Raw genomic sequence first — 17,064 nt, 5'->3', positions numbered from 1 at the left:
GCGCAAGTGCGCGAATGCCTCTGGCGAAGCCGGGGACGGAAGACTATATTGCGCATGCGGTCTGCGCTTCCCGACAGGAATCTAATTCCCCGGGGCCTTATCGATCCTTAAGGGAGCTGTCCCTGGTCTCGCCCGTGGGCTTGGCTACACGGCGCCCACCTACTTTGTAGGTTCCCGGGATCGTGTATTCCATCGGTCGCCGTGGATCGCCACTCTTTCCCTTTGCTCTCTGCGGTTTGCCTGATTATCGTCGCGTGATGTCGAGACACGCCACACACCATTCCGCATGAACACCTCCCGCGATCTGAAAAAAGAACTCCGTGCCGCTGCGCTTGCGCGCCGCGACGCGCTGGATGCCGCGTGGCGCGTGGATGTGGGGCAGCAGCTTGCCGCCCATGCGGATGCGCTGGCGCCTTCGTCGGGGGGCGTGGTCTCCGGCTTCTGGCCGATGCGCTCGGAGATGGACGTGCGTCCGCTGATGACCGCACTTGCCGCACGTGGTGCACGCATCGCGCTGCCGGCCATTCTCGACAAAACCACTATCGTTTTCCGCGAATATCTGCCCGGTGTGCCGATGGTCGATATGGGGTTCGGAACCATGGGCCCGGATGAAGAAGCACCGGTGCTCGATCCCGATGTGATGCTGGTGCCGCTCGCGGCCTTCGATGCACGCGGCCATCGCATCGGCTATGGGGCGGGCTATTACGATCGAGCCATAGCGCGGCTTAAGGCCAAGGGATGCAGGCCACGCCTGATCGGCATCGCCTTTGACTGCCAGCAAGTCGAACACGTGCCCGACGAGGCGCATGACCAGCCTCTTTGCGAGATCCTAACCGAAACAGGCCTTCGGCGTTTCAATGGCGGGTAGGGGCATTTGGGCTTTTCACCAGTGCCAGACTTGTTCAAGATCGCCGTGCGTCCATCCGGACGCACAAAGGACGATCTGGACTATCAATGGAGCATCGGAATAATCCGAAAACCGGATTCCACTTTTCGGTCCGATGCTCTAGAAGCGGCGCATGAGATTTTTGTTTCTTGGCGATATGGTTGGCCGTGCCGGCCGCTCGGCGGTCTGGGAAAAGCTCCCCGGCCTGATTTCCGATTTCCGGCTGGATTTCGTTGTGGTGAATGGCGAGAACGCGGCGGGCGGTTTCGGCATCACCGAAGAGATTTTCCGGGCTACGCTCGATGCCGGCGCCGACGTGGTGACGACAGGCAACCATGTCTGGGACCAGCGCGAGGCGCTGACTTTCGCCCCGCGCGAGGAGCGCTTCCTGCGGCCGGCGAATTTTCCCAAGGGCACGCCGGGCCGGGGGTCGGGTGTCTACATCGCGCGCAATGGCGCGCGGGTTCTGGTGTCCAACATCATGGGCCGGGTCTTCATGCATCCCGAGCTCGACGATCCCTTCGCCTGCGTTGAAGATGTGCTGGCCGCCTGTCCGCTGGGCGAGCAGGCCGATGCCGTCATTCTCGATTTTCATGCCGAGGCCACGTCCGAGAAGATGTGTTTCGGTCACTTCGTCGATGGGCGTGCGAGCCTCGTCGTGGGCACGCACACGCACCAGCCGACCGCCGATCACCAGATCCTCAATGGCGGCACCGGCTATCTCTCCGATGCCGGGATGTGCGGCGATTACGATTCCTCGCTTGGCATGGACAAGGAAGAACCGCTGAACCGTTTCACCGCGAAAGTGCCCAAGGGGCGCTTCGAGGCCGCGTCCGGCCCTGCCACCATTTGCGGTGTCGCACTGGAGATTTCCGACCGCACCGGGCTTTGCGAGAAGATTGCCCCATTGCGGCTCGGTCCCCGGCTTGAGGAAACCGTTCCCGCCTTCTGGCGTTGACGCTGGGCGCGTGCACGCATAACTCTGCGAAACGCTATATTTTGAACAATTGCCAGCGAGGGGTGCTGCAATGGAATGGCTTGCCGGTCACTTCGAGTTTGTCTCCAATCCGGAAGCCTGGGTCGCGCTTGTGACCCTGGTGGTGCTGGAGATCGTTCTCGGCATCGACAATCTGATCTTCATCTCCATCCTGACGAACAAGCTGCCACAGGAGCAGCAGGCGCGGGCACGGCGCATCGGCATCAGCGCGGCCCTGATCCTGCGACTGGCGCTGCTCGCCACCATTTCCATCATCGTGCAGCTCACCGAGCCCGTGTTCGAACTGTTCGGCCACGGTTTCTCGTGGCGCGATCTGATCCTGATCGCCGGCGGTCTCTTCCTCGTCTGGAAGGCCACGAAGGAAATTCACCATTCGGTCGATCCCGACGACGGCAAGGAAAATATGATGGGCAAGGTCACGATGACGGCCGGTGCCGCCATCGTTCAGATCCTGCTTCTCGACCTGGTTTTCTCCATCGATTCCATCATCACCGCCGTCGGCATGACCGATGAGATCGCGATCATGTTCATTGCTGTCATCTCGGCCGTAACCGTGATGCTGATCGCCGCGGAGCCGCTGTCGCGCTTCATCGCAGCCAACCCGACTGTGGTTATGCTGGCGCTCGCCTTCCTGCTGATGATCGGCATGACGCTGATCGCGGACGGCATGGGCTTCCATGTGCCCAAGGGCTATATCTACGCCGCCATGGGCTTCTCGGCGCTGGTGGAGGGGCTCAACATGATGGCGCGGCGCAAGAGGACACGCGAAAAGGCGCTGGCGGAGGGTTCGGCTGAATAGAGCAATTCCAGGAAAAGTGGAAACTGGTTTTCCGTTCGGAATTGCGAACAAAAAACAAGATGGAGAGTGTCTGCAATTCAACGAAAAGCGGACACGCTTCAGGCCGCGTTACACGCCGTCCAGGATGACGATGGTCGGTCGCCGTGGCAGGTTGTCGAGCGCCACGGTGATCGTCCGTCCCTCGCGGAAATCCAGTTCGAAGCCACCGCCCATTCTGCTTGTGAAGGCGCTGAGCGGCGTGGAATGACGGTGCATTGGCAGGATGACCGACGAGGAAAGCCGGCGCGCGATTTCGCTCATGCCGTCGAGCGAGAGCGTCAGCCCTCCATCGACGGGCACCATCACCACGTCGAGCCTGCCGATTGCCGCATAGTGGCTGTCGTCGAGCCTGTGGTGCAGATGTCCCAGATGGCCGATGCACAGGCCCGCCACCTCGAAGATGAAGATGGAGTTGGCGTCCGGCTCCATGGCGCCATAGCGGTGGATGTCGGTGGTCACGTTGCGGATATAGACGTCTTCCACGAGAAGCGAATGCCGGGCCGGCCCGCCTTCCGGGTTCCAGCCCGGCAGCACATGCTCGATGGCCGGGTCGGGATTGCGGGTGAAATGGGTGCCGTGCGCCTTGTTCATGGTGACGACGCGCGGCACCGGACTGGCACCATGGGCACCCGAAAAATCGGTGGCGATGGTCACGCCGGCGGGCGTCTCGATGATGTAGGTGGAGTGTCCCGCATAGGTGATGTCAACCGGTTCGGCGCTTGCAGCGGTGGGGGTGGCAAACGAGGCGTAGATCACGCCGGGCGCGGCCTGCGCCATGGCAAGGCAGGTGCTTGGCCGTTCGCTTTGCGCCCATGCGGCGGCCAGCGGTGCGAGCAGAAATGTCAGTAAGCTTGCGGTCAGTCGGAAGGCATTCATCTGCATCTCCCGTGTGAGCAGGGGGCGATGGTACGGCAAAGCGCGGCAATGCGCCACGTTTGGCTGCCGGCGGTTCTGGACGTTGGCCGGCATTTTCACTATAAGGCGGCGTTATTCCGTTGCATTCAAAAGACCGTGAGAAGGAGCCCCATGGCCGGTCATTCCCAATTCAAGAACATCATGCACCGCAAGGGCCGGCAGGATGCCGTTCGCTCGAAGATGTTTTCCAAACTGGCGCGCGAAATCACCGTCGCTGCCAAGATGGGACTGCCCGACCCGGCGATGAACCCGCGCCTGCGCCTGGCCATCCAGAACGCCAAGGCCCAGTCCATGCCGAAGGACAACATCGAGCGCGCCATCAAGAAGGCGGCAGGCGGCGATGCGGAAAACTATGACGAGGTGCGCTATGAGGGCTACGGCCCGGGTGGCGTCGCCGTGATCGTCGAGGCACTGACCGACAACCGCAACCGCTCTGCCTCCAACATTCGCGCCGCCTTCACCAAGGCCGGCGGATCGCTCGGCGAGACTGGCTCGGTGGCGTTCATGTTCGACCGCGTCGGAGAGATCATCTATCCGGCCGACAAGGGCGATGCCGACACCGTGATGGAAGCCGCCATCGAGGCTGGCGCCGAAGACGTCCAGTCGGATGAGAACGGCCACGTCATCACCTGTGCCTTCGAGGACATTGGCGATGTCACTGCGGCGTTGGAAGCCTCGCTGGGCGAGGCCGAATCCGTCAAGGCGATCTGGCGCCCGCAGACCGGAACGCCCGTCGATGAAGAGCGTGCGCAGTCGATCCTCAAACTGGTTGCCACCCTTGAAGACGACGATGACGTGCAGAACGTCTACGCCAATTTCGAGGTGGATGACGAAACGCTCGCAAAACTCAGCGCGGCCTGACTGCGCTTCTGCCGGGCATGGGTGTCCGGCAGTACCCGCTGGCGAATGGCTGGACCGCTTCAGCGTTTCGAGGAATCGACAATGCGGTCTGACTGCTTGTTTTCACGCAATTCCGGACGGAAAACCGGTCTCCACTTTTCCTGGAATTGCTATAGGGACGGGGTGGCATGAAAGAGCATCGCGTCGTGATTACCTATTGCACCCAGTGCCAGTGGCTCCTGCGGTCCGCGTGGCTCGCGCAGGAGCTGCTCTCCACCTTTTCCACAGAGCTTTCGGAAGTGGCGCTGCGTCCGGGCACGGGCGGCGTTTTCGAGGTCACCTGCAACGGCATCCTCATCTGGGAGCGCAAGCATGACGGCGGCTTTCCGGACGCCAAGACGCTCAAGCAGCGCGTGCGTGACGTGATCGACCCGGAACGTGACCTTGGACACATCGACAGGGCGGCAACAAAAAACCCGCCCTTGTGAGGCGGGTTTTTGCGATATCTGCTGCGATAGGGCGGCTTAGATGCCGAGGCCCTGGTAACGCTGCTTGAATTTCGAGACGCGGCCACCGCGGTCCATCAGCGACTGCTGACCGCCGGTCCAGGCCGGGTGCGTGGACGGGTCGATGTCAAGCTGAAGCGTGTCGCCCTCTTTGCCCCAGGTGGAGCGGGTTTCATACTCGGTGCCGTCCGTCATGACGACCTTGATCGTGTGATAGTCGGGATGAATATCGGCTTTCATCGGCTTGTCCTGAATTTGGTCGGGGTGACAATCCACTCCGCACTTGCGGCAATTGCACCCATCCTGAAAACTTGAAGCCGTGGCCAAGGAAGGCTACGGCTTCGGAATTGGTTGGCGAGCCTATACATCAGGTCCGGCGACAAGACAAGAGTTGAGCGGCGTACAAATTGCCGCTCTCGGGCATGGTGTGAAAAAGGGAAAGCCAATGGCGCGCACACAAACGGCGTCGGATGAGAGGCAACAGGCAGCGAAGCGGCGGTCTCTCAAGCCGCTCAGGCGCCTTCTGCCCTATGTCGGACGCTATCGCGGTCTTGCTGCCTGCGCTGGATTTTTCCTCGTCATCGCGGCCATTGCAACGCTCACGCTTCCGCTCGCCGTGCGCCGCATGATCGATCACGGTTTTTCGGAATCGGATTCGATCTTCATTGCCAATTACTTCTCCATGCTGATCGTGGTGGCCGCCGTGCTGGCCGTTGCCTCGGCGGGCCGCTATTTCTTCGTCATCACACTTGGCGAGCGTGTCGTCAGCGATCTCCGGCGCGACGTGTTCGACCATGTGATGCGCCTGTCTCCCGGCTTTTTCGACACGGTTCAGTCGGGCGAGATTGTCTCGCGCATTTCTGCCGATGCGACGCAGGTCAAATCCGCCGTAGGCGCCACGATCTCCCAGGCGCTGCGCAATGTGATCATGGGGCTGGGGGCCGTCGGCATGATGGTCGTCACGAGCCCGCGGCTTTCGCTGCTCGTCGTGGCGGCGATCCCCGTCATCGTGCTGCCGCTGGTGGCCTTTGGCCGCTCCGTTCGCCGGCGGTCGCGGTTTGCGCAGGACACGCTGGCCGATGCCACGGCCTATGCGGGCGAGCAGATCGGTGCGATGCGGACGCTTCAGGCCTTTACGGGCGAAGCGGTGGCGCGGGGGAAGTTTTCCAGGGCAATCGAGACGGCGTTTGCAGCGGCGCGGTCTTCCATCCTCGCGCGGTCCTTTCTTACCTTCTTTGCCATCTTCATGACCTTCAGCTCGGTTGTGGCCGTGCTGTGGTTCGGTTCGCGTGATGTGCTGTCGGGTGCGATGTCACCGGGGACGCTCGGACAGTTCCTGCTCTATTCGGTGCTTGCGGCGGGCGCGCTGGGTGCTCTGTCCGAAGTCTGGGGCGAACTTTCGCAGGCGGCCGGTGCTGCCGAGCGCATGAGCGAGCTTCTGGCCGAAGAGCCGGTCATCACGGCACCAGCCAATCCGGTCGCGCTGCCCGACCCCGCACGTGGGGCCGTGGCCTTCGAGGACGTGTCTTTCGCCTATCCGACCCGGCCGGACCGGTCCGCCATTCACGGTCTTGCATTTTCTGTGGAACCGGGGGAAACGGTCGCCATTGTCGGTCCGTCAGGCGCGGGCAAGACCACACTCTTCTCGCTGCTCCTGCGGTATTACGATCCCGATTCCGGCTTGATCCGGGTGGACGGCGTCGACGCGCGCAAGGCCGATCCGCAGGCCCTGCGTGGTCGTATGGCAATCGTTCCGCAGGATGTCACTATTTTTGCCGCCAGTGCGGCGGAGAACATTGCCTTTGGCCGGCCGGACGCCACACGTGCCGAAGTCGAGGCTGCAGCCAAAGCCGCACTGGCGCATGACTTCATCAGCGAACTGGCAAACGGATACGACACACCGGTGGGCGAGCGCGGTGTCACCCTGTCGGGCGGCCAGCGTCAGCGCATGGCCATTGCGCGCGCGATATTGCGTGATGCGCCGATCCTGCTTCTCGACGAAGCGACATCGGCGCTCGACTCGCAAAGCGAGACGCTGGTGCAGCAGGCGCTGGAACATCTGATGAAGGGACGCACCACGCTCGTCATCGCTCACCGGCTATCGACGGTCCTGAAGGCCGACCGCATTCTCGTGATGGATGAGGGGCACATTGTTGAAGAAGGCACACATGCCGAGCTCGTGGCGGCAGGAGGCGTCTATGCACAGCTTGCAAGCCTGCAGTTCAATGCCTTTGGGGAGGCTGCGGAGTAGAGTCGTTTCAGGAGGAGTGAAGTCGGCTTCCCCGTCGGGGGACGGGCATGGGTGCCCGGTCATTCCGGGCATGACGAAAGAGCGGAGTGTCTCGCCTTGAAGCGCTTGCAGACCGACACGAGCCCCGTTGCCGGTCCGTTGCGCAGGAACCTCCTTTTGTCGCCCCTCGTCATCCTCCTTTCGAGGACCCATGTTCTTTCTACCTCTCAGAGGAAGGTGGCGATCTCCTCCAGCGGCTTCTTTTCCATCGCATGTTCGGGAATCGTTGCACCCTCTTTCGGATAACCGACCACCATCAAAATATAGGGCTTGTCGTGCGGGTCTCGGCCGCACAGTTCGTTGAGGAAGCTCATCGGGTTGGGTGTGTGGGTCAGCGTGGCGAGCCCCGCCCGGTGCAGGGCTGCGATCAGAAAACCCGTGGCGATGCTGACCGATTCGGGCACATAGTAATTCTTGCGCTTCACACCATCGGCAGAGCGGCTGCGGCGCTCGCCGAACACGCAGATCAGCCACGGTGCCTCTTCCAGAAACGGCTTGCTCGCATCCGTGCCGAGTGGCGCCAGTGCCTGCAGCCATTCTTCGCCGGCGCGGCCTTCATAGAACGCCTTCTCCTCGACTTCGGCTGCTTCGCGGATCTGCTTTTTCACGGCAGGATCGCCAATCACGGCGAAATGCCAGGGCTGATGATTTGCGCCGTTGGGTGCCGTGCCTGCAGCCCTGATGCAGGTCTCGATGATGTCGCGCGGGACGGGCCGGGAGGAAAAGTCGCGCACCGTATGCCGGGTGCGGATCTCGTCGTAGAAGGCCTGCGCGCGTCGGCGCATCTCGTCAAGCGGAAGCTCCTGGTAGTCCGGCAGGGGTACGGGACGGTATTCCTGAACTGGCTGCGTGCTCATATGAGCATCTCCTCCCGATTGTCTTATATTATTGTCGGACAATCCAACGTTCTGGTTTCGGCGTCAAGTCTTGCCCGGCTTAATCGGTCTGGGTGGTGGAAACCTGCGCGAAATGGTCGTCGGGCAGCGACTGGATCAGGGTTCTTGCGTTTTCGATATGGCCGAGCATCGCTGCTTCCGCGCCGGATGCATCATTGGCCTTTACGCATTCAGTCAGACGCTGGTGCTGCCGGTTGGTTTCAAACACCTGTTGCCTGTCCACCAGAATACGGAACTGCAGCCAATAGAGCGAGTTGGAAAGCCTCGTCAGTGTCTCGTTCAGAAGCGGGTTGTTCGCCGTCTCCCGAAACAGGCGGTGAAAGCGGGCGTTCAGCTCCGAGAACCGGTTCATGTCGCCCGCTTCTGCGGCGGCGTCCAGGCCGTGCTGAATGTCGATCAGGGAAGCGGGTGCCCGGTGAAGCGCGGGAAGGGCGAGTTTCACCGCGAGCGCTTCCAGCGCACCGCGCACCTGAAACAGATTGTCCACCTCGGGGCGCGAGAGCTGCCGCACGGCAACGCCGCGATGGGGTTCAGCCGAGAGGAGCCCGTCCGCAGTCAGACGGCGAAACGCTTCGCGCAGGGAGGAGCGTGAGACGCCGAGCCGGCTGGTAAACTCACTTTCGGTCAGCCGCTGGCCGGGCACGAGCCGCCCGGTGCGCACGGCTTCTGTCACAGCGGTGGCAACGATCTCCACGGTGGATCGGGAATCGGTCTCTTCCATTGGGAGACAGTGTGCCGGGAGCGACCGTCTGGCAAGCCTGTTCAGCAGCCGGCGGCGTGGCGGCCGGCGTTGCGGCCGGAAAAGATGCAGCCGCCCAGGAAGGTGCCTTCCAGTGCGTTGTAACCGTGATAGCCGCCACCGCCGAAGCCCGCCACCTCTCCGGCGGCGTAGAGACCGGGAATGGGCTCGCCGTCCTCATCCAGCACCTGGCTGTCGAGATTGGTGTGCAGTCCACCCAGTGTCTTGCGGGTGAGGATGTGCAGCCGCACCGCGATCAGCGGCCCGCTGGCAGGATCAAGTATCCTGTGCGGTCGGGCGGTGCGCACCAGCCTGTCACCGAGATAGGCGCGCGCGCCGCGAATGGCGGTCACCTGCGCGTCCTTGGAAAAGGCGTTGCCGATCTCGCGGTCGCGCGCGTCGATCTGCGCCTTGAGCCGGTCATGATCGATCAGCGGTTTGCCTGCGAGCGTGTTCATGGCTTCTACCAGTGATTTCAGATCGTCGCGGACGATGAAATCCTCGCCTTTCTTCTTGAACGCTTCCACCGGTGGTGGCGCGCCCTTGCCGCGGCGGCTTTTCAATACCTCGATCCAGCGCTTTGACGTCAAGTCCGGATTCTGCTCGGAGCCAGAGAGAGCGAACTCCTTCTCGATGATCTTCTGGGTCAGCACGAACCAGGAATAGTCGTAGCCGGTCCCAAGAATGTGCTTCAGTGTTGAGAGCGTGTCGAAACCCGGCATGCAGGGCGCGGGAAGGCGGTTGCCTTCGGCATCGAACCAGAGCGAAGAAGGGCCTGGAAGAATGCGAATGCCGTGATCGGGCCAGATCGGCGCCCAGTTCTTCACGCCTTCCGTATAGTGCCACATGCGGTCGGTGTTGATGGTTGCCGCGCCCGCTTTTCGGGCAATGCCGATCATGCGGCCGTCGACATGATGCGGGACGCCGGCGATCATTGTCTTCGGTGCGGGGCCGAGCCGTTTCGTCGGCCAGTTTCTGCGCACCAGGTCCAGATTGCCGCCAATGCCGCCGGAGGCGACGATCACGGCATCGGCAGTGAACTCGAAATCGCCGACGATGTCGCGTCCTGACTTTTGACCGCGCTCCGCCGTCGAAGGTTCCAGTATTTCGCCCGCCACGCCGGAGATCGCGCCCTTCCTGCGCACAAGGCGGCTTGCCTGATGGCGAAATTTCATTGCAATGCGGCCGGCTTTGGCATGGGCCAGAACCCGTCTGGCGAAAGGCTCCACCACGCCGGGGCCGGTTCCCCACGTGATGTGAAAGCGGGGCACCGAATTGCCGTGGCCATCGGCGAGGCTGCCGCCACGTTCCGCCCAGCCCACCACTGGGAACCAGCGCATGCCCATGGCATGGAGCCATGGGCGCATCTCGCCGGCGGCGAAATCGATATAGGCTTCGGCCACCCTACGGGGCCAGAAATCTTCTTCACGATCGAACTGCGCCGAGCCCATCCAGTCCTGCAGGGCGAGTTCGCGGCTATCGGCAATGCGCATCCGCCGCTGCTCGGGACTACCGACGAAGAAGAGCCCGCCCAGCGACCAGAAGGCCTGGCCGCCGAGCCCGTTTTCGCCTTCCTGCTCAAGCAGTGCAACGCGCTTGCCGGCGTCGGCCAGTTCGGCTGCCGCCACCAGTCCGGCGAGGCCGGCGCCGACGACGATCGCATCGAATTGATCAGCCATGTCTCCTCCCAAAGCGACCGATGGCGAGTGTCGGCTGCTTTGATGGGATGAGCAAGTGCGATTGAGCGCAGCCCCGGTGCCTATGCGCCGTAGCGCTGTTCCAGATGCCTTGTGAAATGCGCCGCGTTGAGCGGCTCGCCGGTCGCCTGTTCGATCAGGTCCGGCGTGGAGAGCCGGGAGGCCTGTGACCAGATCTTCTCGTGCCGCCACGCGTTCACCGCCTCGAACTGGCCCCGGGCGAACTGCTCGTTCACATCTGGAATGTCCTTCTCGATCGCCGACCACTGCTGCGCGGCGATCATGGCGCCGAGCGTGTAGGAGGGGAAATAACCGAAGGCGGCGGAGGGCCAGTGGACATCCTGCATGGGGCCATCCTGCGGCGTGTCGATCGTTGACAGGCCAAGATAGGCTTTCATCTTTTCGTCCCAGGCTTCCGGCAGATCGCGGGCTTCGAGCCTGCCGGCGATCAGATCCTGTTCCAGTTCGAAGCGCAGGATGACATGCAGCGGATAGGTCACTTCATCCGCGTCGACACGGATCAGCCCGCGCTCGACATGGTGCACATGGGCGAGGATCTCGTCTTTCGACCATTTTTCGCCGAGATGCTGCTCCACCACCGGCAGCGCCCATTCCCAGAAAGCCGGGTTGCGGCCGATCTGTTTTTCGACAAACAGGCTCTGGCTTTCGTGCATCGCCATGCCCCGCGCCCTGCCGAGCGGCCAGTGCGCCCATTCGTGCGGCAGGTTCTGCTCATAGAGCGCGTGGCCGGTTTCATGCAGGATGCCCATCAGCGAAGAGAGAAACTCGTCGGTGCGATAGCGCGTGGTGATGCGCACATCGGTCGGAACGCCGCCGCAGAACGGGTGGTGCGAGACAGAGAGGCTGCCGCGCGTCAGGTCGAAACCGACAGCCGCCATCATCGTCAGTCCAAGCTCGCGCTGCCGCTCGACCGGGTAGTTTCCCGACAGCGGGCGCAGCGGATTCTTCGCCCGTTTCTTTTTCTGGATTTCCAGCGCGTTTGGGACGAAATCAACCAAAAACGCTTTCAAATTCTCGAAAACGGGAGCGATTTCCGCCGTTCTGTTGCCGGGGTCGAACTGCTCCATCAGCGCATCGTACGGGCCGAGGCCGAGCACGTCGGAGCGACGCGCAGCCTCTTCCCTCGCCAACTCGACAACGCCTTCGAGAGCCGGCAGGAAACCGGCCCAGTCGCCCTTCGGCCGGGTTTCGCGCCAGAGCTGCTCGCAGCGCATGCGGGTGCGTGTCTGGCGTTCCACGAAGTCGGATGGCAGGCAGGTGAGGTTGATGTAGTGGCGGCGGAATTCCGCGACCGCCGTTTTCTGATCGGCGTTCAGGTCTTCCTGCCCGGCCGCCTCGATCCAGTCGGCGATTTCGGGTGCGGTGGCCTGACGATGCGCCATTCCGGCGAGGGTGGACATGGCCTCGGCACGTGCTTCGCCACCGCCGGGCGCCATATGCGTTGCCTCATCCGCACCGAGAATTGCCAGCGCATGGCCGAGCGCTTCCAGCCTGTGGCCAAGGTCATCGAGTTTCTGGAAGGACATGAAGTTCCTCATACGCATGGAAGGAGAGCAGGGACAGGCCTGCGGAAGGAAAGATCAACGCTCGGTAAGCTTCAGCTCGATGCGGCGGTTGCGGGCACGGGCTTCGGCGGTGTCTTCGGTGTCGAGCGGCTGATATTCGCCGAAGCCGGCGGCAACGAGCCGGTTCGCCGGCACGCCGTTTTCGATCAGAAACTTGACGACGGCCGTGGCGCGCGCGGTTGAAAGCTCCCAGTTGTCGCGGAAGCGTCCGGTGCCGGAAAGCGGCACGTCATCCGTATGGCCGTCGACGCGCAGAACCCAGTTGATTTCGGGTGGGATCTCTTTCTGCAGTTCGAGAATGGCGTCGGCCAGCTTGCGCATTTCCTCGCGGCCATTGGGATTGATCTCCGTGGCGCCGGAGGGGAACAGAACTTCCGACTGGAACACGAAACGGTCACCAACGATGCGGATGTTTTCGCGGTCGGAGAGGATTTCGCGCAGACGGCCGAAGAAGTCGGAGCGATAGCGGTTCAGTTCCTGAACGCGCTGGGCCAGCGCCACGTTGAGGCGGCGCCCGAGATCGGCGATCTTGGTGCGGGATTCGCGGTCGCGCTCTTCAGAAACCTCAAGGGCGGCTTCCAGCGCACCGATTTGTTTGCGCAGTGCTGAAATCTGCTGGTTCAGAAGCTCCACCTGCGACAGCGCGCGCTGGCTGACCTGACGTTCTTCATCAAGGGCGCCGGAAAGTTCACCGATCCGGGCTTCGGCCTGCTCGCTCTGGCCGCTACCGCTTGCCAGAATCTGTTCCAGCCGCGAGCGGTCGGCGCGAATGTCCTCGAGCGAAGCGCGCAGATTGGCGATGGTGTCTTCGGCATCCTGGCTGTTGGCCTGCTCGAGGGCCAGAAGCTGCGTCAACTCGTTGATCTGCGCATTCAGCCGGTCGAGCACTGCATCCTTGCCGGTGATTTCCTGGCTGAGGAAATACTGCGCCAGAACGAAGACGGAGAGCAGGAACATGATGGCGAGCAGGAGCGTCGCCATGGCATCCACGAAACCCGGCCAGTAATCGACCCGCCGGTCTGTGCGGCGTGCGCGGGCAAGCGCCATGTCAGCCTTCCCGCTTTTTCAGTGCAGCAGACAGCTTTTCGAGCGTGGCGCGCATGGCTTTCTGTTCATCGGCCTGGGCTTCCACCCAGTCGCGCATCATCTGCTGTTCCTGGCGCATGTTCTTGACGAGGCCGGATATGCCTTCGGCGAGGTTGGCCATGGAGGCGGTCAGACGGGGGCTGGACGTGCCTTCTTCCTGGGCGGCGCGCAGCTTGTCGGCAAGCTGCTGCATCTCCTCGGAAGCGCCGTTGCGGCCTTCGGAAAGGTCCGAACCCAGATCCGTGACGGAGGAGAGCCAGTTTTCAAGCTCTGTGTAAAATCGGTTCTGGGCGCGGCCAGCCTGCAGGTCGAGAAAGCCCAGGATCAGCGAGCCGGAGAGGCCGAAGAGCGAGGAGGAGAACGCCGTTCCCATGCCTTCCAGCGGCGCGGAAAGGCCGGATTTCAAAGCATCCAGAACGTCGTTGGCATTGCCGGAGGCGGGGTCCAGAGACTGGATGGTGTCGCCGATGGAACCAATGGTCTGCAAGAGACCCCAGAAGGTGCCTAGCAGGCCGAGAAAGACCAGAAGGCCGATCAGGTAGCGCGAGATGTCGCGGCTTTCATCAAGGCGTGTTGCGATGGAATCGAGGATGGAGCGCATGGAGCTGGTCGACAGCGCCATGGAGGAGGCGCGGCTCAAAAGCGCTTTCATCGGTGCGAGCAGAACGGGATCGGATGCTTCTGAACCCGCGCGGAAGGAGTTCACCCACCGCACTTCCCGAAACAGGCGCGTGACCTGCATGAAGGCAAGCAGAATGCCGATCAGGAGAACGCCGAGGATCAGGCCGTTCAGGCCGGGGTTGGTCTGAAAGGCGGAAGCGATCTGCCGGTAGAGGATGGCGGCCACGAAGCCCGCTATCGCCAGAAAAACCAGCATGGAATAGAGGAAGACCTGCGGGCTCGAGAGCGTGTGCGGGTCGTAATCGAGCCCAACGGATGGTTCGGCGTCCTCACGCGATTTCAGCAAGGCCATCAGCTCCTCGTATCCATTGCGGTGCAGAACCACTACTGATTCCTGTATCGCGCAGGATTCTAATCGCAAATATGACGAAATTGAAAGTCGCGCACAGCATCATGTGATGCCGGGATCAGCTTTTGCCATCCTGAAGCCCGAGGGGTGACCGCAACGAGCCCGCCAAATCGCGCAGGCAGTGCCAGGTGCCCTCGCTCGTCGGCACGCTCAGGGTGAGGGCTGCGGATATGCTTGCGCGTGTGTGTCCGTCAGCTCTTCTGGGGAGCGGGCCTGGCCAGGGTCTTGAGCAGGGCGCGGTGAATGGCTTCATTGCCGGCGACGATCTGGCCCGTGTCGAACATTTTGTCGCCGCCCTTTTTATCGCTGACGAACCCGCCGGCTTCGCGCACGAGGATGATGCCCGCTGCAATGTCCCAGGGGGAGAGCGTGTCTTCCCAGAAGCCGTCCATGCGCCCCGCTGCAACATAGGCGAGATCCAGCGCCGCCGAACCGAGCCGGCGGATGCCGGCCGTCTCGCCCATAACGTTGCGCAGGTCGAGAAGGGCGGTGCCATGATGGCCGCGTCCCAGATGCGGGATGCCCGTGCCGACAACCGCGTCGGACAGCCTGCTGCGGGCCGCAACGCGCAGGCGGCGGTCGTTCAGGAAAGCGCCGCCACCGCGTTCGGCGGTGTATAGCTCGTCCATGGCGGGATTGTAGATCACACCGGCAACGATCTGCCCCTGACGCTCCAGGGCAATCGAGATCGAGAAGATCGGGATGCCGTGCAGGAAGTTCGTCGTGCCGTCGAGCGGATCGACAATCCAACGGTGCTGCGGGTCGTCACCCTCGACCGTGCCGCTCTCCTCCATAAGGAAGGAATAGCCCGGACGGGCACGCGCCAGCTCGGCGTGGATGATTTCCTCGGCCTTGCGGTCGGCCTGGCTCACATAGTCACCGGGGCCTTTCAGCGAAACCTGCAGGTTCTGCACCTCGCCGAAATCGCGTGCGAGGGAGCGGCCTGCCTTCATGGCAGCCTGAACCATGACATTGATGATCGCCGAACGGGCCATGGGGAAAGAGCCTTTGTGACTTGAAGTTTCGGTAAGCGCGCCGGCGGACGTTATTCGCCGCGGCGCAGATAGGTGATTTCGTTGGTGTCGACCACGATCTTCTCGCCGGCCTCGATGAAAGGCGGGACCATGACGCGCACGCCATTCTCAAGCACGGCCGGCTTGTAGGAGGAGGCCGCCGTCTGGCCTTTCACCACGGGATCGGCTTCGGCGATCGTGAGCGTGACCTGATCAGGCAGGGAAATGCCGATGGGCTTTTCTTCATAGAGTTCCACGGTCACGGTCATGCCATCCTGCAGGAACGCGGCGCGGTCGCCGACGAAATCCTTCTGCAGTTCGAGCTGCTCATAGGTTTCGGAGTCCATGAACACCAGAGCATCTTCCTGTTCATACAGAAAGCTGAAGTCCTTCTGCTCGAGGCGCACGCGCTCGACCGTCTCGGCCGCACGGAAGCGCTCGTTGAGCTTGGTGCCGTCGATCAGGTTCTTCAGCTCGACCTGGTTGTATGCGCCGCCCTTGCCGGGTTTCACAGCGTTGGTCTTAACTGCAACCCAGAGGCCGCCATTGTGTTCAATGACGTTACCGGGGCGGATTTCGTTGCCGTTGATTTTCATGTGATCGTCCTGCGGGTCTCAAGCGCGCAGTCACGCGCAATTCGGCGCTTCCAAGACCATAAAACGGGGTTCAAGGCAAGCCGCGCGCCGGATTGTGATCCAGGAAAATCTCAGCGAAGCCGATTTGCGCGCTGGATCGCATCTTTCATTTCTTCCGGCGTGAGGCCTGCAAGGAAATCCTCGTTCTCGGGGTCAATGAGGCCAGCCCGGCGGGCGGAGACATACCAGGCCGCGCCCTCGATGACGTTTGCCTCAACCCCGACACCGGCACGGTAGAGCTTGGCAAGTCGGTTTTGTGCCGCGACATTGCCGCCTTCAGCCGCGCGCTTGAGCCAGCCGAAGCCGGCCTGCGTGTTGCGCGCGCCGCCGCGCCCTTCCACCAGCCAGGTGCCGAGGTCCAGCTGCGCGGTGTCGAAGTTCTGCATTGCCGATCTCTCGAGCCAGCTCCGGGCGACTTTGTCATCTGCCTGCCGGCCGCCAAAGCCATTGGCATAAACCTGGGCCATGGCGTATTGCGCGTCGGCGAGACCGGCGTTGGCAGCCTTTTCGTAATAGCTCACCGCACGTTTCTGGCTTTCGAAGCTGGATTGCCGGTCGAGGATCATCTGGGCGAGATTGAACTGGGCGAGCCGGTTGCCCTTGTCCGCCGCAATCTGCATGAGCTCGAACGCCCGGTCCGTATCCTTTTCAACGAAGTTTCCGTCAAGCAGCATAAGCGCATACTGAAACTGGGCTTCAGGAACGCCCTGCTGTGCGGCTTTCGAATACCATTCTGCCGCTTTGGTGGCGCTGCGGGGCATACCGAGGCCACGCGCATAGATTTCGGCCACAAGGGTTTGCGCGGCTGCGTCGCCGGCTTCCGCTCGCGGCAGCGCGAGATTGTGCGCGGTGATGTAGTAGCCGCGCTGGAATGCACCATAGGCGGCGTCCGGTAGTTTTCCGAAACGATCCGGGTCCACCTGGTCGACCGTGGGGGCTGAAAGAGGACGGTCGCCCGGCGGTTGCAGGCGATCGGACATGCGCTCGCTTGCCTGAGGGGCGCCGGAGCCTGCCGTTTCCGGCTCGACATTGCCGGCAGCGCGCGCGTTTCCCGCAAGCCCGCAAAATGCGGCGGCAAGGAGCAAGGCAGGAAGGAAACGTGGGCGCATG

At 62.4% G+C, this 17,064-nt stretch carries 17 protein-coding genes and 1 other RNA gene; 7 read left to right on the top strand and 11 right to left on the bottom strand.

Annotated elements, in window-relative coordinates:
* Nucleotides 1-55 precede the first annotated feature (55 nt).
* From ssrS to KUG85_RS11885, 4 genes are all read left to right on the top strand, one after another.
* Nucleotides 56-212, top strand: a non-coding RNA gene (ssrS, locus tag KUG85_RS11900) — 6S RNA.
* 74 nt (nt 213-286) lie between these two features.
* Complete coding sequence (locus tag KUG85_RS11895) at nt 287-868, top strand: 5-formyltetrahydrofolate cyclo-ligase (RefSeq protein WP_223005388.1); 582 nt, start codon at nt 287-289, stop codon at nt 866-868.
* Between the two features lie 151 nt (nt 869-1,019).
* The gene (locus tag KUG85_RS11890) at nt 1,020-1,844 is read left to right on the top strand and encodes a TIGR00282 family metallophosphoesterase (RefSeq protein WP_223005387.1); all 825 of its coding nucleotides are present in this window, start codon (nt 1,020-1,022) and stop codon (nt 1,842-1,844) included.
* A gap of 70 nt (nt 1,845-1,914) precedes the next feature.
* The gene (locus KUG85_RS11885; RefSeq protein WP_065818130.1) at nt 1,915-2,682 is read left to right on the top strand and encodes a TerC family protein; all 768 of its coding nucleotides are present in this window, start codon (nt 1,915-1,917) and stop codon (nt 2,680-2,682) included.
* 108 nt (nt 2,683-2,790) lie between these two features.
* Here the strand turns inward: KUG85_RS11885 and KUG85_RS11880 are convergent, their stop codons facing one another.
* A complete protein-coding gene (locus tag KUG85_RS11880) occupies nt 2,791-3,597 on the bottom strand; it encodes an MBL fold metallo-hydrolase (RefSeq protein WP_223005386.1) in 807 nt (268 codons plus the stop codon).
* Nucleotides 3,598-3,747: 150 nt separating this feature from the next.
* Here KUG85_RS11880 and KUG85_RS11875 point away from each other — a divergent pair, with 150 nt between their 5' ends.
* Together KUG85_RS11875 and KUG85_RS11870 are read left to right on the top strand one after the other, a co-directional pair.
* The gene (locus KUG85_RS11875) at nt 3,748-4,497 is read left to right on the top strand and encodes a YebC/PmpR family DNA-binding transcriptional regulator (RefSeq protein ID WP_223005385.1); all 750 of its coding nucleotides are present in this window, start codon (nt 3,748-3,750) and stop codon (nt 4,495-4,497) included.
* 167 nt (nt 4,498-4,664) lie between these two features.
* On the top strand, nt 4,665-4,964 hold the full coding sequence (locus KUG85_RS11870) for a SelT/SelW/SelH family protein (protein ID WP_223005384.1): 300 nt from the start codon (nt 4,665-4,667) through the stop codon (nt 4,962-4,964).
* A gap of 36 nt (nt 4,965-5,000) precedes the next feature.
* Here the strand turns inward: KUG85_RS11870 and rpmE are convergent, their stop codons facing one another.
* On the bottom strand, nt 5,001-5,222 hold the full coding sequence (gene rpmE, locus KUG85_RS11865) for a 50S ribosomal protein L31 (RefSeq protein WP_007007091.1): 222 nt from the start codon (nt 5,220-5,222) through the stop codon (nt 5,001-5,003).
* 205 nt (nt 5,223-5,427) lie between these two features.
* On the opposite strand from rpmE, the gene KUG85_RS11860 reads away from it, so the two are divergent.
* Nucleotides 5,428-7,233, top strand: a complete 1,806-nt coding sequence (locus KUG85_RS11860; RefSeq protein ID WP_223005383.1) for an ABC transporter transmembrane domain-containing protein — start codon at nt 5,428-5,430, stop codon at nt 7,231-7,233.
* Between the two features lie 206 nt (nt 7,234-7,439).
* Here KUG85_RS11860 and KUG85_RS11855 read toward each other — a convergent pair whose 3' ends face one another.
* From KUG85_RS11855 to KUG85_RS11815, 9 genes are all read right to left on the bottom strand, one after another.
* Entirely contained in the window at nt 7,440-8,129 is a 690-nt protein-coding gene (locus KUG85_RS11855) for a nitroreductase family protein (protein WP_065818135.1), read from the bottom strand.
* A gap of 79 nt (nt 8,130-8,208) precedes the next feature.
* On the bottom strand, nt 8,209-8,889 hold the full coding sequence (locus KUG85_RS11850; RefSeq protein ID WP_223005382.1) for a GntR family transcriptional regulator: 681 nt from the start codon (nt 8,887-8,889) through the stop codon (nt 8,209-8,211).
* A gap of 41 nt (nt 8,890-8,930) precedes the next feature.
* Nucleotides 8,931-10,586, bottom strand: coding sequence for an FAD-binding dehydrogenase (locus KUG85_RS11845; RefSeq protein WP_223005381.1), 1,656 nt, complete (start codon nt 10,584-10,586; stop codon nt 8,931-8,933).
* Nucleotides 10,587-10,666: 80 nt separating this feature from the next.
* Complete coding sequence (locus tag KUG85_RS11840) at nt 10,667-12,151, bottom strand: carboxypeptidase M32 (protein WP_223005380.1); 1,485 nt, start codon at nt 12,149-12,151, stop codon at nt 10,667-10,669.
* Between the two features lie 54 nt (nt 12,152-12,205).
* Nucleotides 12,206-13,237 carry a peptidoglycan -binding protein gene (locus KUG85_RS11835; protein ID WP_007007084.1) on the bottom strand — a complete coding sequence of 344 codons (1,032 nt, stop codon included), beginning with the start codon at nt 13,235-13,237 and terminating at the stop codon, nt 12,206-12,208.
* A gap of 1 nt (nt 13,238) precedes the next feature.
* Nucleotides 13,239-14,249, bottom strand: coding sequence for a MotA/TolQ/ExbB proton channel family protein (locus tag KUG85_RS11830; RefSeq protein WP_025029149.1), 1,011 nt, complete (start codon nt 14,247-14,249; stop codon nt 13,239-13,241).
* A 248-nt stretch (nt 14,250-14,497) separates the two neighbouring features.
* Nucleotides 14,498-15,301 (bottom strand): inositol monophosphatase family protein, encoded by an 804-nt coding sequence (locus tag KUG85_RS11825; RefSeq protein WP_007007083.1) that lies wholly within the window; start codon nt 15,299-15,301, stop codon nt 14,498-14,500.
* Nucleotides 15,302-15,351: 50 nt separating this feature from the next.
* Nucleotides 15,352-15,915 (bottom strand): elongation factor P, encoded by a 564-nt coding sequence (gene efp / locus KUG85_RS11820; RefSeq protein WP_007007082.1) that lies wholly within the window; start codon nt 15,913-15,915, stop codon nt 15,352-15,354.
* Nucleotides 15,916-16,025: 110 nt separating this feature from the next.
* Complete coding sequence (locus KUG85_RS11815) at nt 16,026-17,063, bottom strand: tetratricopeptide repeat protein (RefSeq protein ID WP_025029150.1); 1,038 nt, start codon at nt 17,061-17,063, stop codon at nt 16,026-16,028.
* Between the last annotated feature and the right edge of the window lies 1 nt (nt 17,064).

It is taken from the genome of Nitratireductor rhodophyticola (genome assembly GCF_019891355.1).
Taxonomy (GTDB): Bacteria; Pseudomonadota; Alphaproteobacteria; order Rhizobiales; family Rhizobiaceae; genus Nitratireductor; species Nitratireductor rhodophyticola.
The sequence above is the reverse complement of the archived record's forward strand: the minus strand, read 5'-3'. Positions and strand labels throughout refer to the sequence as shown.

Coding starts and splice junctions, on each gene's coding strand:
- KUG85_RS11895 (WP_223005388.1), top strand. CDS start 287: ATGAACACCTCCCGCGATCTGAAAAAAGAACTCCGTGCCGCTGCGCTT.
- KUG85_RS11890 (WP_223005387.1), top strand. CDS start 1,020: ATGAGATTTTTGTTTCTTGGCGATATGGTTGGCCGTGCCGGCCGCTCG.
- KUG85_RS11885 (WP_065818130.1), top strand. CDS start 1,915: ATGGAATGGCTTGCCGGTCACTTCGAGTTTGTCTCCAATCCGGAAGCC.
- KUG85_RS11880 (WP_223005386.1), bottom strand. CDS start 3,597: ATGAATGCCTTCCGACTGACCGCAAGCTTACTGACATTTCTGCTCGCA.
- KUG85_RS11875 (WP_223005385.1), top strand. CDS start 3,748: ATGGCCGGTCATTCCCAATTCAAGAACATCATGCACCGCAAGGGCCGG.
- KUG85_RS11870 (WP_223005384.1), top strand. CDS start 4,665: ATGAAAGAGCATCGCGTCGTGATTACCTATTGCACCCAGTGCCAGTGG.
- rpmE (WP_007007091.1), bottom strand. CDS start 5,222: ATGAAAGCCGATATTCATCCCGACTATCACACGATCAAGGTCGTCATG.
- KUG85_RS11860 (WP_223005383.1), top strand. CDS start 5,428: ATGGCGCGCACACAAACGGCGTCGGATGAGAGGCAACAGGCAGCGAAG.
- KUG85_RS11855 (WP_065818135.1), bottom strand. CDS start 8,129: ATGAGCACGCAGCCAGTTCAGGAATACCGTCCCGTACCCCTGCCGGAC.
- KUG85_RS11850 (WP_223005382.1), bottom strand. CDS start 8,889: ATGGAAGAGACCGATTCCCGATCCACCGTGGAGATCGTTGCCACCGCT.
- KUG85_RS11845 (WP_223005381.1), bottom strand. CDS start 10,586: ATGGCTGATCAATTCGATGCGATCGTCGTCGGCGCCGGCCTCGCCGGA.
- KUG85_RS11840 (WP_223005380.1), bottom strand. CDS start 12,151: ATGTCCTTCCAGAAACTCGATGACCTTGGCCACAGGCTGGAAGCGCTC.
- KUG85_RS11835 (WP_007007084.1), bottom strand. CDS start 13,237: ATGGCGCTTGCCCGCGCACGCCGCACAGACCGGCGGGTCGATTACTGG.
- KUG85_RS11830 (WP_025029149.1), bottom strand. CDS start 14,249: ATGGCCTTGCTGAAATCGCGTGAGGACGCCGAACCATCCGTTGGGCTC.
- KUG85_RS11825 (WP_007007083.1), bottom strand. CDS start 15,301: ATGGCCCGTTCGGCGATCATCAATGTCATGGTTCAGGCTGCCATGAAG.
- efp (WP_007007082.1), bottom strand. CDS start 15,915: ATGAAAATCAACGGCAACGAAATCCGCCCCGGTAACGTCATTGAACAC.
- KUG85_RS11815 (WP_025029150.1), bottom strand. CDS start 17,063: ATGCGCCCACGTTTCCTTCCTGCCTTGCTCCTTGCCGCCGCATTTTGC.